We start from the raw sequence: 15,192 nt of genomic DNA, 5'->3' as shown, positions 1-15,192 counted from the left end.
ATGACGAAATACATTGACGATACCGTCGTCATGAAGCGTATGCAGTCTCGATTAAGAAAAAATAAAATTTGGAAAATAATATTTTTCCTTGCTACTTCTTTTGCATTGTTAACCCTCGTTGTATTAATTGTAAGAATAATATCTCAAGGAGCGGGATACATAAATTGGGATTTCTTTAACAATTTCGGTTCACGTTTTCCTGAAAAAGCTGGAGTAAAAGCGGCATTAATTGGTTCGATTAGTATGATGCTCGTTGTAGCTCCAACTTCCATCATACTTGGGGTGGCAACAGCAATATATTTGGAAGAGTATGCAAAGAATAATAGATTTAATGATTTTATTCGAACAAATATATCCAACTTAGCTGGTGTACCATCAATTGTCTTTGGTTTATTAGGATTAACTATTTTTGTCCGCATGTTTGGTTTAGGAAAAAGTATTCTAGCTGCTGGATTAACGATGAGTTTATTAATTTTGCCTGTCATTATTGTAGCTGCACAAGAAGCAATCCGTGCTGTACCAAAAGAACAGCGGGAAGCTTCATATGGTATGGGCGCAACCAAATGGCAAACGATTACTCGAGTTGTATTGCCATCTGCCATACCGGGAATCTTGACGGGAAGCATTTTAGCTTTATCTCGTGCAATTGGAGAAACAGCGCCATTAGTTGTAATCGGAATCCCTGTAATTATCCATTTCTTGCCTACTGGTTTGCTTAGTGAATTTACAGCTTTGCCGATGCAAATTTACGATTGGGCAAAACGCCCGCAAGAAGCATTTCAATATGTTGCTGCAGCGGGAATTATTGTGTTGATGATTGTCCTTGTGCTGATGAATTCGATTGCCGTGTTGATTCGAAATAAATTCCAAAAACGATATTAAGGATGGGTGAAAGTGGTACAAACAATGATTAACAATGAATTGAAACCTTTGCGTGTTGTTGAAAAGCAGTTCAAAGTCAATGAAAATTTCCAGACAAACAGTAAAGCATCCGTTTTCTATGCGAACAATTTTAATCTTTGGTATGGTGAGCACCATGCGTTAAAAGATATTCAATTTAACGTTCAAGAAAATGAAGTGACGGCCATCATCGGGCCTTCAGGATGCGGAAAATCAACTTTTATTAAAGCGTTGAACCGTATGGTGGAACTTGTTCCATCAGTGAAAATAAGCGGAGAAATTTTATACCGTGGTCGCAATATATTTGCTGCTGATTATGCAGTAGAAGAATTGCGTACTAAAGTTGGGATGGTGTTTCAAAAACCAAACCCTTTCCCGAAATCCATATATGATAACGTCGCTTATGGGCCGAGAATTCATGGCATTAAAAATAAAAAAATATTAGATGAAATTGTAGAAAGGTCATTGAGAGGTGCAGCGATTTGGGATGAAGTGAAAGATCGTCTTCATCACAATGCTTATGGTTTATCAGGAGGACAACAACAACGTATTTGTATTGCACGGTGTCTAGCGATTGAACCAGATGTCATTTTAATGGACGAACCAACATCTGCCCTTGATCCAATTTCTACATTAAAAGTTGAGGACCTCATTCAGGACTTAAAAAAGAATTACTCCATTATTATTGTGACACACAATATGCAACAAGCGGCCCGGATTTCAGACAAAACAGCCTTTTTCTTAAATGGAGAAGTAGTGGAATTTGACATCACAGATCGAATATTCTCAACACCACGTGATCAGCGTACAGAAGATTATATTTCAGGGCGTTTCGGCTAATAAGGAGTGATGGGTGCGTGAGTATTCGAGAAAGATTGGACAAAGAATTGGAATCTGTGCAACAAGCATTTTTAACTTTGTGCGATAAAAGTATTCATCAATTTGAATTATCGTTTCAAGCATTTATTGAAAAAGATATGGAATTAGCAAAACGAATAATAGAAGAAGATGTGGAAATGAACAAGATGGAAGAAGAGATTCATAATAAAGTAGTGCTCCTTCTGACCAAACAACAACCAATTGTTGCAACAGATCTTCGTCGTCTTATCGTTTTATTAAAAGCTGCTTCAGATATGGAACGGGTTGGAGATTATGCAGTGAACATATCAAAGGGAGCCATTCGCATTGGGGAGGAACGATTTATTACGTCAGTAGAGTTAATGGAAGATATGTGCTATAAAACGATATCGATGCTTCGGCAAGTCGTTAATGCATTTGTGGAAGAAAATGTCCAAAATGCAAAAGAAATTGCTGAAATGGATGATCAAATCGATGAAATGTATGGAAATATGATTGCACATTTAATGAAACTTTCTGCCATTAGTCCTGAAAGTGTTTCGCAAATCACGTATTTATCTTTTGTATGCCGATTTATTGAGCGTTGTGCGGATTTGGCAACGAATATCGCAGAATATATCCTCTATTTTAAAAAAGGCCTTTACTTAGATTTAAACCGTTAATGTTGTATTCTAACTTTTCAAAAGGGTTTTTATTGAATAATGAAAAAATTTATAATAAAATGATTTCAACCAAATACGGAAGCGATGATGAAAAAGAGTAGTATTATGGATTGGCTAAGAGAGCTAGCGGTTGGTGCGAGCTAGTGCAAGACATAATACGAATGGGTTTTCTAGCTCTAGCATTGAAAGTTTAGTAGGTGCTAGCGTATCGTTTACGTTACAAACTTTGAGTGGACATAAGTCTTCTTATGTCAATAAAGGTGGTACCACGGCTCCCCGTCCTTTAATTTTAGGGGAGTTTTTTATTTTGATAGCTTAGTTAGTTGAGTTGAGAGGAGAAGGTAGAGATGACAGTAAATTATGTAATGAAAACTTTACAGGGAGATATGATGACTCCTATTTCTGTTTTCCTTAGTGTCTCAGGAAAAAATAAAGTATTATTTGAATCTGCTGCGAAACATGAGGAAAGTGGAAGATATTCCTTTATTGCCTATGATCCGATTGCAGAATTAATTGGCAATAAAGAGAGTTACTTGTTTAGGAAAGAAGGGGAGGAGGAAAAGAGGGAAGGTTCGGTCTTTCAAAAGTTGAGAGATTTAATCCCTATTTCCAATGAATCACTTCCTTTTTCCTTCTTTGGAGGGGCAATTGGCTATTTTAGTTATGATACGGCTTTTTATACTGAAAAAATCGGACCTCTCTTACCAGATGAGTTGAATATGCCAGATGTGCATCTTCTGTTTTATAATCAATTTATTGTCATCGATCATTTACTACAAAAAGTATCGATCGTGGCCATTGATTTATTCCAAGAAGGTAAAACAAGAGAGGAAATGGATGAATACATCCATCAGATTGAAGAACAATTGAAAAATGGTACTACGCTTATTGAAGTAGAAAAAAGTACAGTTGAATTTCGTCCATCCATTGATCAAGAAACATTTGTTAATATGGTAGAAAAAGCAAAAAATTATATTGAATGTGGTGACATTTTTCAAGTTGTATTATCTCAACGTTTTTCGTCCGATTTTAAAGGAAATCCTTTTTCTTTATACCGCCGTCTGCGTACTTCGAATCCATCACCATACATGTTCTATTTAGAGTTTGATGATTATACAATTTTGGGTACTTCCCCAGAAAGTTTAGTAAAAATCACCGATGGATTCATTAAGACGAATCCGATTGCTGGAACGAAACCTCGTGGAAAAACAAAGGAAGAAGATCGAAAATTAGAGGAACTTCTTCTAAGTGATGAGAAAGAACTTGCGGAACATCGCATGCTCGTTGATTTAGGTCGAAACGATTTGGGGCGGGTTTCGAAGGTCGGTACAGTGAACGTTTCAAAATATATGAAAATAGAAAAGTATAAATATGTAATGCATATTGTTTCCGAAGTAATCGGTGAAAAAAGAGATGATGTTCATGTAGTGGATGTCATTACTAGTTGCTTGCCTGCTGGAACGGTTTCCGGAGCTCCGAAAATTCGCGCCATGCAAATTATCAATGAACTGGAACAACAAAAAAGAGGGGTTTACGCAGGGGCAATTGGTTATATTTCAATTAATGGCAATTTAGACTTGGCAATTGCGATACGTACGATGATCGTAAAAGATGAAAAAGCATATGTGCAAGCTGGGGCAGGAATCGTGTATGATTCCATTCCGCAATCTGAATATGAAGAGACGCTGAATAAAATGAAGGCTTTGTTGGAGGTAGAGCGATGATATTACTAATTGATCATTACGATTCATTCACATACAATTTATATCAACAAATTGCCTCGCTCGGAAAAGAAGTGAAGGTTATTCGCTACGATGACATCACGATTGACGAAATTCGTGAAATGCAGCCTGAAGCGATTGTATTATCGCCAGGACCCGGAAGACCTGATGATATTCCTCAAACGGTCAATGTTGTAAAAGAACTGTACACGGAGTTTCCAATCCTTGGTGTTTGTTTAGGGCATCAAATTATCGGTGCCGCATTTGGCGGTGAGATTGTGCAAGCAAACCGCATCATGCATGGAAAAACGTCGCTATTAAACTATGAACGAAAGGGATTGTTCAAAGAGTGTTCTAATGATGTAGAAGTGATGCGTTATCATTCATTAGTCATTGAACCTACGACATTAAGTAAAGACTTTGAGGTAATTGCAACGTCAAAAGATGATGGAGAAATTATGGCTATTCAACATAAACAGCTACCTATCTATGGCGTACAATTCCACCCTGAGTCAATTGGTACACCAAGCGGAAATCATATCGTCAAGGCGTTTTTAGCAAATGCATAGTAAAAGGGGGCGTCTGAAAGGATTTTGAGACGCCCCCTTTGCGGCTGTCGCTATCGCTTTCGCCGCAGATAAATTGCGGCTGTCGCTAGAGCTTTCGCCGCAGATAAATTGCGACGAGGAGGCGCGTTTGATGTGACCACCGCAGGAGCAAAGTTTTTAAGAGAATATTACTATAAGATGTAAGGCTGTTCAGAAAGTGTTCGACTTTCTGGACAGCCACTAATATTTTATTGAAGATTATAGTCCTAATAGATGTTTATTAGTCAAACTTCAAATCATTATAGTCAATCTGAGGAGGATAATAGTCAAAATTGTGACAGTTATAGCCAATTATGAAGAAAACGATTATTGATTGAAAGATAATAGCCAAAGTTTAGAAAATAATAGCCAAACTCAATAGGAAAATGGCCAAATTTGTGATGATAATAGTCAATCAGCTAAAAATGCCTATAGAAAGAAGCGATAATAGCCAAAGTTTAGAAAATAATAGCCAAACTCAATAGGAAAATGGCCAAATTTGTGATGATAATAGTCAATCAGCTAAAAATGCCTATAGAAAGAAGCGATAATAGCCAAAGTTTAGAAAATAATAGCCAAAATCAATAGGATAATGGCCAAATTTGTAATGTTAATAGTCAATGAGCTGAACATGCCGATATAAAGAAGTGATAATAGCCAAAGTCAAGCAAAAAATAGTCAATACCAATAGGATAATGGTCAATCTGCACGTTATAATAGCCATTCCAGAAATATAAAGCGTTATTATAAGTATTTCTCAATCTCTTTCTCAAATTTGGATGGTTTATCCATCGGGGCAAAACGATCGACTACTTGACCATTTCGATCCACTAAAAATTTCGTAAAATTCCACTTTACTTTCGAACCGAGAACGCCCTTCGTGTTACTTGTCAAAAATTTAAATAATGGGTGCGCATCGTCACCATTTACTGCTACAATTTCATGGATTGGGAATGTCACCCCGTAATTGATTCGACATGCTTCTTCCGCATCTTTTGCAGAGTCTAATTCTTGTTTAAATTGATTGGAAGGGAAACCTAAAACGACAAACCCACGATCTTTATATTTTTGATAAATTTTTTCTAGTTCATCAAATTGTGGAGCAAAACCGCAATTAGATGCAGTGTTCACAATTAACATCACTTGTCCTTTATAGCGGCTTAATGGATACGTTTCTCCCTTAGCAGTTGTTACTTCGATATCGTAAAATTCCATGAGCGCTCCTCACTTCCACTATTAATTCTCAGTTCTTCTACTGCTTAAATTCAGTATAACAGCTAATAGGAGAGAAGTAATGATAAACGAACTGATGAATGCGATTACCCCGTTCCATCCGAAACTAGCCCAAAAGAATCCACCTGTTGTTCCACCAACACTGGAACCGAAATAGTAGGCGAATAAGTAGAGGGAGGAGGCTTGAGCTTTATTGCTTTTTGCACGGCTGCTTACCCAAGAACTTGCAATAGAATGGGATCCGAAAAAGCCGAAAGTAAATACAACAATCCCAAGTATTTTAATTATTAAGTTGACGGGAAGTGTTAATAAAGCGCCCGATAACATAATCATAATCCCGACTAACAGCACCTTTTGACGCCCAAACCGATCCGATAAACTACCAAACCAAGCAGAGCTAAAAGTTCCAACTAAATAAACGATAAAAATCCAGCCAACGATAGTTGTACTTAGGTTGTAAGGTTCTTCTAACAATTTATAACTAATATAGTTATATAAAGTGACAAATCCTCCCATTAATGTGAATGCAATTCCGAACAAGCAGACTAAACCTGGATCTTTTAAATGGGAAAATAGTGATTTCGTCAAGGAAGCTAATTGTAAAGGTCTTGGTTCAAAGTGTTGAGATGCCGGCAATGCCCATACGAAAAAGAAGCTCACAATTAAACTTAAAATACCAAGAAAAAGCATTCCTACTTGCCACGAAAATAAATCTGTTACCGTTCCCATGATAATCCGCCCGCTAAGGCCACCAACTGTATTTCCGCTTATATATAGTCCCATTGCAATACCTAGACTAGAAGGATCCATTTCTTCTCCTAAATAGGCCATCGCAATGGCAGGAATTCCCGCAAAAACAATGCCTTGTATGACTCTCAATAACAATAAAATTTCAAAAGAAGGAGAGAATGCTAGCACAATAGTTATGAACGATGCTGCAAAGATGGAAAAGGTCATTAATCGCTTTCGTCCCCAAGCTTCCGATAATGATCCAAATAAAATTAAACTAAAGGATAGGGAGACAGTAGAAGCTGATAATGACAAACTGGCTACAGCAGGTGAAACATGGAATTCTTCAGAAAATTGCGGAAATAAAGGTTGCGTAATGTATAAGTTTGCAAAAATAATAAATCCTGCTGCAAACAATGCTAAATTCGTTAATGTAAATTCTCGAGTTCCTTTTTGGATATACACTGTTCTTCGCCTCTTTCAATTTTGACATTTTTTTGAACAATCAACTTACCGATAATTATAATGGTGATTTTCTAAAATAGTAATTTCATAGTTTTTATTTCACTTATAACTTTGAGTTATAAGTAGATGTATCTTTAAAATATGCCATTTCATTGTGACATCTTTCGGACATGCTATAATTTGGATAAAGAATATGAAGGAGAAGGGGACAATCAATTGGATATCAATGCACTCATTTATTTTCAAACTGTTGCAAAATATGAAAATATGTCGCGAGCAGCAGAAACTTTACATATAAGCCAGCCTGCCCTCAGTAAATCGATTGCTATGCTGGAAGAGTATTTAGGAGTTGAACTTTTCGATCGAAATGGCCGCTCCATTAAATTAAACCGATACGGGAAATTCTTCCTAGAACGAACGAATCTGATTTTAAAAGAAATCGAACGGGCAAAAGAAGATTTAACCAACCTTGTGACACCTGATGTTGGTGAAGTCTCATTAGGATTTATGCATACGTTGGGACTCGAAGTTATTCCATCCTTAATGATGAAAGTGAAAAAGCGATTTCCTCATATGCGTTTTCAATTAACGCAAAGCAATTCTAGTGTCATTATGAAAAAATTAGAAATGGGAGAGCTTGATATTTGTTTAGTATCTTCTCTTGAAACTAGTAAAGACGTCCATTGGGAAAAATTATGGGAAGAGGAGTTATTTTTAATTGTTCCGAAACAACATCCATTAAAAAATCGGAAAAAAGTCAAGCTTGCTGAATTTGCAAAGGAGCCTTTCATTTCTATCAAAAAAGGAAATTCATTGAGGAAATATGTTGATGAGATTTTTAAACGAGAAGGGTTTCAATTAAATGTTGCTTTTGAGGGGGAAGAAGTACATACCATTGCCGGACTTGTGGAGAGCGGCTTAGGAGTTTCGTTAATTCCTCATATTAAAGGGCTTGACCAATATAATGTACACATCATACAAGTAGATGCTAAAGACTGCAAAAGGGAAATTGGACTAAGCTATTTAAAAAATCGTTATATGAGTGGAGCAGTAAAGCAATTTATTGAATATGTTCGAGAGTTTTTTTATTAATAAAACCCAAACAGAATCATCTTCCATCCGTTTGGGTTGATGAATTAAGAATTTTGTTTGCCTGTAATTAAATTAGCAATTTCTTCAATAGTCATCGTGGAATTGACTTTAAATTGCCCTTTTTGAATTGAGCGGGCATATTCCGGTTGGGCTAAAAATAGCTCCATTTCAACCGCATTTTTAATAATGCCCATATCTTCCAATTTTTTTGAAACTTCATAAGGTGTTAGGCCGGAATAAATATATAGAATGTCTTCTATTACATTCTCCTGTTGTGTCGATGTAGTCGTTTCAGAAGGCGCATTATTTACCTCGGGTTCATCTTGCGTTTCGGTTGAATTGGAAGATGATTGATTTTCAAGTTCTTGTAATTGTTGTTTTGCTACTTTTAATTGGGATTCTAGCTGTGTAATTTTTTCTTCGTAATTAGCAATTTCCTTTGACTCTGATTCGGTATGAGAGAAACGATCCATCCCTGTATAAAGGATGCCGATGACTAAACAAGCAAGGCCAAACCCACGAACAGTCGATCTTTTCATGATTGACCTCCGTGATTAAGAATATGTAGTACTTGTTCTTCAGATAATGTTGACATTTTGCTGATTTCACTAATTGGGTATCCTTGCTTATTTAATTCGATGACTTGTCGAACTAAAATTTGATTGACCGGCTTATTCGGTTGTTTGAGTACATTCTCTGGTTTAGTTGTAATAGGTTTTGTCGCCGGCTTTACTTTAAAAGAAGGCTCGAGTAATAATTCTTCTTCGATCACTTTTAATCTTCTTTTAATTCCGTTTGTTTCTTGATAAAATTGCAGAGATAATTCTTCAACATCTCGTTCTAATTTTTTTGATGTATCTTTTAGGAAAAAAGATGCAATAATACAAATAATGCCGATGATGATTAGTAACGTTGATAGTTCCACAATCGCTCCTCCGAATTTTACATTTTTGAATTATTTTAACATAAGGATTTTAATTAATAAATGATGCTAGATTTTTTTTCAATTTATGTTATAATGACTTAGTCGTATAAATCATGCTTATATATAAATTCATGATAGAGAGTGGGAGGGTTAATAATGCGCGTAAACATTACATTAGCTTGCACAGAATGTGGAGAACGTAATTATATTTCTACAAAAAATAAACGTAACAATCCAGAACGTCTAGAACTAAAAAAATATTGCTCTCGCGAGAAGAAAGTCACTCTTCACCGTGAAACGAAGTAATGATTTTGCCAAAACCAATTCCGGTTTTGGCTTTTTACTTATAAGCAAAGGATTGATTGAAATGAACAAAAAAGAATGGCGAAATACTATTAAATCCTCTTTAAACCAAATGTCCAATAATCAATATCATTTACTTTCAGAAATGATAAAAAAGCGCTTATTCAATGAACCCATCCTAGAACAATGCCATACGATTGCGTTGACTATTTCAAGACAGCCTGAAGTGGATACTTATGAAATAATTAAGTCATGTTGGCAACTTGGTAAGCGAGTAGCTGTTCCAAAATGCAATCCAAAAACACGAACAATGGCTTTTTATCATATCACTAGCTTTTCTCAGCTGGAAACGGTATATATGGATTTGCAAGAACCTATACCAGAAAAAACAACTTATGTATCTCCTGAAGAAATTGATTTAATGATTGTACCAGGGATTGTATTTGATCAACTTGGGTATCGAATTGGTTATGGAGGCGGTTATTACGACCGGTATTTAACGAATTATAATGGGCATAAGATATCTCTAGCTTTTCATTTACAAATTGTCGAAGAATTACCAAAAGAATCTCATGATATTCCAGTTGATTTCATTATTACTGAAAAAGCTCTCATACATTGTGCCAACAATCGAAAGGAGATAGCTGAATGAAAACGATACTCGATATTCGCAACATATTGAAGCAATATGGATCGTTTATTTATACAGGAGATCGCTTAGGGGATTTGATGATGATGGAAGATGAAATACGCGAATTATATAAGTCGCAAGTTATAGATCCAAAAGAATTCCAATCGGCTCTATTGATAATTCGAAACGAAATAAAAAAAGAAGAAGAAAGAAAAATGAAATTAAATAACGAATATAGCCAATAAAAGAAAAAAATAATGATTGAATCAATTGTTAAAAAGGTGTAGACTTGTTAAGTCATTTTCATAAGAACAGTGTAGAAGCCACTGTTTTATTTTTGGGAACCTTTTTGTAAAAAAGACGTAAATATTTTTGGGGGTTTGTAAAGGGAAGGTAATATATAATTTTTATAACCTAATTTCTTTTAATTTTTTCGTAGTGCAATTCATTGAATAATGGCAAGAAAAAGATTAAGATATTATTTGCCTTCTTCTAAATATATGAAGTATATGTGCGAATGTTGTGACTTTGAATACGTAAGAAGAGGAGGATGCAAGATGAAGTCATGGAAATGGCCTAAACATACGATTTTAATAGTAGCCATTATCGCAACTTGGATTAAGACTGCAATCGTCTATCGAACCAGCTTTGAATTCGATTTAGAAAATGGAATGCAAGAGTTCATTTTATTTATAAATCCTCTTAGCTTTTTGCTTTTTGCTTACGGAATATCTTTATTTTTCAAAACAGAAAAGGCGCAGAATCGTTGGATTGTCATTACAAGTATGGTGTTAAGTATTGTACTTTATACAAATGTTGCTTTCTATCGATTCTTCAACGATTTTATTACGCTTCCTGTATTATTCCAAACAAGCAATTTCGGAGAATTAGGAACGTCTGTAGCTGAAATACTTAATTTTAAGGATCTTTTATACTTTATTGATGTATTTGTTATTTTGTTGGCAATTAAATACTTACCAAAAATGGAGACATTATATAGCGTTCGAAAAGAAGTTCGTCGCGCATATTTTGTCCTATCATTAGCTGTGTTATTTTTAAATTTAGGTCTTTCTGAAACAGAACGGCCACAGCTTTTAACTCGTAGTTTTGACCGCGAATTACTAGTAAAAAATATTGGAACTTATAATTATCATTTATATGATATTTACATTCAATCAAAATCTTCCGCTCAACGTGCTCTTGCCGATGGGAGCGAACTAGTGGAAGTCAATAACTATGTTCAAGCAAACCAAGCAGCCATTAATGAAGATATGTTTGGTAAATATCAAGGTCGAAATTTGATTGTCATTCAACTGGAATCATTGCAAAGTTTTGTCTTGCAAAATGACATGAATGGATACGAAGTTACACCATTCTTGAATTCCTTAATTCACGATAAAGATACGTATTACTTTAATAATTTCTATCATCAAACAGGACTTGGCAAAACAAGTGATGCTGAATTCTTATTGGAAAATTCACTGTTTGGTTTAGACCGTGGTGCTGTATTCTTTACGCATAGTGGAAATACGTTTAATTCGATGGCTGAAAAGCTAGGGAAAAATGGATATTTTACAAGTGTCATGCACGCAAACAATAAATCTTTCTGGAATCGTGATATGACATATCAATCATTAAAAATGCAAAAATTCTATGATATTGATAGCTATGAAGTAAACGAAGATAATTCTGTAAACTGGGGATTAAAAGACATTCCATTCTTTGAACAATCAGCGGAAATTATGACTGAAATGCCGCAGCCGTTCTATACAAGAATAATTACATTAACAAACCATTTCCCATTCACATTGGATGAAGAAGATAAAATGATTCCTGAGTACAACTCTAATTCAGGTACGTTAAACCGTTATTTCCAAACTGTGCGATACATGGATGAGGCGGTCAAATTATTCTTTGAACATTTAAAAGAAAAAGGATTGTATGAAAATTCCATTATTGTTATGTACGGAGATCACTATGGAATTTCTGAAAACCATAATAAAGCGATGGCTATGTACTTAGAAAAAGAAGAAATTACGCCATACGATAGCGCATTGTTGCAGTCAGTGCCGCTATTCATTCACGTTCCGGGATCTGGTGACGGGCGAATCATCGAAAAGGTTGGAGGTCAAATTGACTTAAGACCAACCATTTTACATTTGTTGGGAATTGACACTTCCAATGATATGCAATTAGGTGCAGACTTGTTCTCTGATGAACACGAAGACTTTGTCATCTTCCGTGATGGACGCTTTGTGACGGATCAGTATGTATTTGCGGATCAAACATGCTTCGATCGTGCAACAGGAGAGAAGGTGGATATTCAAGGATGTGCACCTTATATTGAACGAGCTCAAAAAGAGCTTGGATATTCAGATAAAATCATCAATGGTGACTTATTACGCTTCTATGATGAAGAAACGGGAAATTTAATATCTGAAGCGGTTAAATAATTGTTGATAAAGTGACCGTTTTAAACGGTCACTTTCGACTGTGGTGCATGCTTAGCTACAGAGTAATGGCAAAGAGGATAGCAGAGACTTATTTCTGCTTCTGTAGCAGAAAAGAGTTATAAGGGCTATGATTATAGAATGTGGGGGTTTCTAGAATGCTTTGATTTTCTAGAAACCTTTTTTCCTTTTAAAAAATTAATTTAAATAAAAAACGAGATGCGGCAATGCACCTCGTTTTTTATTTCTTTTCATTAGTGATGTACTGGTGGATAGCCTTGGTATAATACAGTCATGATGACAAACCAACCAAACACTACTCCAGATGCTAATCCAAAAATAATTGCTAAAACGTTTTTGTCTTTGATTGCGCGGAATGCCGCAACTAATGAAAGAATTGCAATTAAACCGAAAATAACCATTAATAAGTTCATGAAAAATATTACACTCCTTTCGACATCCAAAGAGTATGTCGGTAAAACAATATTCCTTCTCTATTTTATAGCAACAGTCATAAAATGTCGAGTTTTAAAAGTGACGTTTATATGAACAACGATTGATTCGTTTAAAAGTTAGAAATGAATTGGTTGGCAATGTTCATTTTTTCCAAACCATAGTATAATACGCTAGAGGTGATGAGATTGTTGGATGTTAAAACATTAAGTGTCGGTCCAGTGCAAGCAAATTGCTATATAGTGAGCAACCAATCAAAAGAATGCATCATTTTTGACCCAGGCGAAGAAGGAAATAGAATCATTTCTACTATTCAGTCTCAACAGTTGAAACCACTAGCCATCTTTTTAACTCATGCTCATTTTGACCATATAGGTGCTGTCGATGAATTAAGACAGGCTTTTCATATTCCTGTTTATATTCATAAAGAAGAAGAGGATTGGTTAATGGACCCAAATAAAAATGGTTCAGGAAAATATGTGGATCTTCCAACGTACCGTCTGCAATCGGCAGATTATATCATCGAAAAAGAGCAGACTTTTGTTGTAGGAGGCATGAAATTTCATGCGGTATTTACGCCAGGACATTCTCCAGGAAGCATTTCATATATTTTCGAAGACGATGGGTTTGCAATTGTAGGCGATACGCTGTTTCAAGGAAGCATCGGTCGAACAGATTTAATTGGTGGTTCACTGGAAGTGTTATTAAAATCCATTCATGAGAAGCTGCTTGTGCTGCCTGATGATTTTATTATTTATCCGGGACATGGAGGCTATACAACACCAGCTCATGAAATGGATACGAATCCATTTTTACATGGCTTTTAACTTAATAAGAGGGTGTCTAGAAAGTCGAGAATTTTCCAGGCACCCTTGCTTGCTTTTTCCTCCTGTGATAGTCGAAACAAACTTCCACTATCCTCGTCGCAAAAAGGGCCGCCTCAAAATGACTTTTGAGACAGCCCCATTTCTGATTTATTAGTGTCCAAGTCCACCCGGTACGTGGATAAACGTTGTGTAATAAGTAAATCCAGCAAAGAATATTGTCAAATAAGCTCCGAAAATGTACATGTACATGCGTTCTGAAAGGTTTAAGAAGCCTAATAATAAGAATAATACAGAATTACCTACGAATAATAGCGAAATCTCAATCATATGACCAAGATAGAACATTACGGCAAAAATACCTGTCCAGAATGCTAAAACTTTATACATATTAGCCATGTCAAATCCCTCCTTTTGTACGACACAATAATCTCAATGTTTATTATAAATGATAATTGACAATATTGTAAACTGATACTTCGATAGATTTGTGACAATCAAGTGTATCTTTTACAGAGCAACATTTGGCACAAATATTTCATATTTACAAAAATCGCAATCGTGAACCATACTTTCAAATTGAACAAATTCATTTTTTTCAAATAGTGTGTCGATTTGACCTTGTAAGTATGATTTATGTAGTTCACATACTATATCGCTATGTTCTTTTATTTGACTTCTATATGGACAGTTAAAAATCGTTAGCGTAATTTTCTTTCCTTCAGCAGTATCTACAATTTTTGGAATGTAGCCAACTAGTAGAGCAGCTTCAGATAAGATTTCTAATTTTTCTTCAAAGCTAAGAGGTTTAGTTATCTTTGATAATCTTTTTTGAATTTCTTTTAAGCCATCTTGATAACTAATTTTTTTCGCTGTCTTCAATGCATCTTGTCCCAACTCACATACAAGTTGAAGTGCCCATTTGACGAGATGTTTTTCATCTCGTTTTGGGAAAGTCAACTCAACCCCTTGTTCAGATACTTGATAAATTCGACCAGGTCTTCCACCTTTACCTGATTTAAAAAAATCAGTAGTGATGAGATGGATCTCCGATAATTTCGTTAAATGCAATCTTGCCACATTGGGATGTATATTAAATTTATCTGCAATATCTTGTACAGTAAATGCTTTTTTTTGTTGCAACATGTATTCATATATTTGAAAACGAGTTTCATCCGCTAAAGTACTCGTAATTTTTAATGGATGCAACATGTTGTTATCCCACCTTCAGTAATATTTATGCTACTTCAATTTTAGCTTTATTATTAATAAAATGATAGTGAAAATACGTGGTGATTATTGGGTGTTAGCAAAATATTCAAAATTTGTAATAAAATCTGCCATAAACTTTTCAAAAAT

At 35.3% G+C, this 15,192-nt stretch carries 18 protein-coding genes and 1 other annotated feature; of the genes, 11 read left to right on the top strand and 7 right to left on the bottom strand.

Annotated elements, in window-relative coordinates; translation table 11 throughout:
• The 5 genes from pstA to NSU17_RS01005 all read left to right on the top strand — a co-directional run bounded on the left by pstA (window position 1) and on the right by NSU17_RS01005 (window position 4,710).
• A complete protein-coding gene (pstA, locus tag NSU17_RS01025) occupies window positions 1–882 on the top strand; it encodes a phosphate ABC transporter permease PstA (protein ID WP_340704040.1) in 882 nt (293 codons plus the stop codon).
• 12 nt (window positions 883–894) lie between these two features.
• The gene (gene pstB / locus NSU17_RS01020) at window positions 895–1,740 is read left to right on the top strand and encodes a phosphate ABC transporter ATP-binding protein PstB (protein WP_016839229.1); all 846 of its coding nucleotides are present in this window, start codon (window positions 895–897) and stop codon (window positions 1,738–1,740) included.
• A gap of 17 nt (window positions 1,741–1,757) precedes the next feature.
• Window positions 1,758–2,420 (top strand): phosphate signaling complex protein PhoU, encoded by a 663-nt coding sequence (phoU, locus tag NSU17_RS01015; RefSeq protein ID WP_340704039.1) that lies wholly within the window; start codon window positions 1,758–1,760, stop codon window positions 2,418–2,420.
• A 75-nt stretch (window positions 2,421–2,495) separates the two neighbouring features.
• Window positions 2,496–2,707, top strand: a binding site (T-box leader).
• Window positions 2,708–2,767: 60 nt separating this feature from the next.
• A complete protein-coding gene (trpE, locus tag NSU17_RS01010) occupies window positions 2,768–4,144 on the top strand; it encodes an anthranilate synthase component I (RefSeq protein ID WP_340704038.1) in 1,377 nt (458 codons plus the stop codon).
• Window positions 4,141–4,710, top strand: a complete 570-nt coding sequence (locus tag NSU17_RS01005) for an anthranilate synthase component II (RefSeq protein WP_096550941.1) — start codon at window positions 4,141–4,143, stop codon at window positions 4,708–4,710. The genes trpE and NSU17_RS01005 overlap by 4 nt, the downstream gene beginning before the upstream one ends.
• Before the next feature lie 762 nt (window positions 4,711–5,472).
• On the opposite strand, the gene NSU17_RS01000 is transcribed toward NSU17_RS01005, so the two are convergent.
• On the bottom strand, window positions 5,473–5,943 hold the full coding sequence (locus tag NSU17_RS01000; RefSeq protein ID WP_340436553.1) for a glutathione peroxidase: 471 nt from the start codon (window positions 5,941–5,943) through the stop codon (window positions 5,473–5,475).
• A 21-nt stretch (window positions 5,944–5,964) separates the two neighbouring features.
• Window positions 5,965–7,155, bottom strand: coding sequence for an MFS transporter (locus NSU17_RS00995; protein WP_340704037.1), 1,191 nt, complete (start codon window positions 7,153–7,155; stop codon window positions 5,965–5,967).
• Between the two features lie 216 nt (window positions 7,156–7,371).
• Here NSU17_RS00995 and NSU17_RS00990 point away from each other — a divergent pair, with 216 nt between their 5' ends.
• On the top strand, window positions 7,372–8,247 hold the full coding sequence (locus NSU17_RS00990; RefSeq protein WP_340704036.1) for a LysR family transcriptional regulator: 876 nt from the start codon (window positions 7,372–7,374) through the stop codon (window positions 8,245–8,247).
• Between the two features lie 44 nt (window positions 8,248–8,291).
• Here NSU17_RS00990 and NSU17_RS00985 read toward each other — a convergent pair whose 3' ends face one another.
• Both NSU17_RS00985 and NSU17_RS00980 read right to left on the bottom strand, forming a co-directional pair.
• A complete protein-coding gene (locus NSU17_RS00985; protein ID WP_340704035.1) occupies window positions 8,292–8,786 on the bottom strand; it encodes a hypothetical protein in 495 nt (164 codons plus the stop codon).
• Complete coding sequence (locus NSU17_RS00980) at window positions 8,783–9,172, bottom strand: hypothetical protein (RefSeq protein ID WP_340704034.1); 390 nt, start codon at window positions 9,170–9,172, stop codon at window positions 8,783–8,785. Before NSU17_RS00980 ends, NSU17_RS00985 begins: the two co-directional genes overlap by 4 nt.
• A 156-nt stretch (window positions 9,173–9,328) precedes the next feature.
• On the opposite strand from NSU17_RS00980, the gene rpmG reads away from it, so the two are divergent.
• The 4 genes from rpmG (at window position 9,329) to NSU17_RS00960 (ending at window position 12,559) form a co-directional block, all read left to right on the top strand.
• Window positions 9,329–9,478: a 50S ribosomal protein L33 gene (gene rpmG, locus NSU17_RS00975; protein WP_016839239.1), complete on the top strand. Its 150-nt coding sequence runs from the start codon at window positions 9,329–9,331 to the stop codon at window positions 9,476–9,478.
• Between the two features lie 61 nt (window positions 9,479–9,539).
• Window positions 9,540–10,127 (top strand): 5-formyltetrahydrofolate cyclo-ligase, encoded by a 588-nt coding sequence (locus NSU17_RS00970; protein WP_340704033.1) that lies wholly within the window; start codon window positions 9,540–9,542, stop codon window positions 10,125–10,127.
• Entirely contained in the window at window positions 10,124–10,351 is a 228-nt protein-coding gene (locus NSU17_RS00965) for a YqgQ family protein (protein WP_340436132.1), read from the top strand. The genes NSU17_RS00970 and NSU17_RS00965 overlap by 4 nt, the downstream gene beginning before the upstream one ends.
• A gap of 312 nt (window positions 10,352–10,663) precedes the next feature.
• A complete protein-coding gene (locus tag NSU17_RS00960) occupies window positions 10,664–12,559 on the top strand; it encodes an LTA synthase family protein (RefSeq protein WP_340704032.1) in 1,896 nt (631 codons plus the stop codon).
• A 251-nt stretch (window positions 12,560–12,810) separates the two neighbouring features.
• Here the strand turns inward: NSU17_RS00960 and NSU17_RS00955 are convergent, their stop codons facing one another.
• The gene (locus NSU17_RS00955; RefSeq protein ID WP_016837707.1) at window positions 12,811–12,990 is read right to left on the bottom strand and encodes a DUF2759 domain-containing protein; all 180 of its coding nucleotides are present in this window, start codon (window positions 12,988–12,990) and stop codon (window positions 12,811–12,813) included.
• A 201-nt stretch (window positions 12,991–13,191) separates the two neighbouring features.
• Here NSU17_RS00955 and NSU17_RS00950 point away from each other — a divergent pair, with 201 nt between their 5' ends.
• The gene (locus NSU17_RS00950) at window positions 13,192–13,836 is read left to right on the top strand and encodes an MBL fold metallo-hydrolase (protein ID WP_445684051.1); all 645 of its coding nucleotides are present in this window, start codon (window positions 13,192–13,194) and stop codon (window positions 13,834–13,836) included.
• A gap of 150 nt (window positions 13,837–13,986) precedes the next feature.
• Here NSU17_RS00950 and NSU17_RS00945 read toward each other — a convergent pair whose 3' ends face one another.
• On the bottom strand, window positions 13,987–14,232 hold the full coding sequence (locus tag NSU17_RS00945) for a DUF2626 family protein (RefSeq protein ID WP_340704030.1): 246 nt from the start codon (window positions 14,230–14,232) through the stop codon (window positions 13,987–13,989).
• Between the two features lie 111 nt (window positions 14,233–14,343).
• Complete coding sequence (locus NSU17_RS00940; RefSeq protein WP_340704029.1) at window positions 14,344–15,045, bottom strand: helix-turn-helix transcriptional regulator; 702 nt, start codon at window positions 15,043–15,045, stop codon at window positions 14,344–14,346.
• Window positions 15,046–15,192: the final 147 nt, after the last annotated feature.

This window comes from Ureibacillus sp. FSL K6-2830 (assembly GCF_038004145.1).
Lineage (GTDB): Bacteria > Bacillota > Bacilli > Bacillales_A > Planococcaceae > Ureibacillus > Ureibacillus thermosphaericus.
The sequence above is the reverse complement of the archived record's forward strand: the minus strand, read 5'-3'. Positions and strand labels throughout refer to the sequence as shown.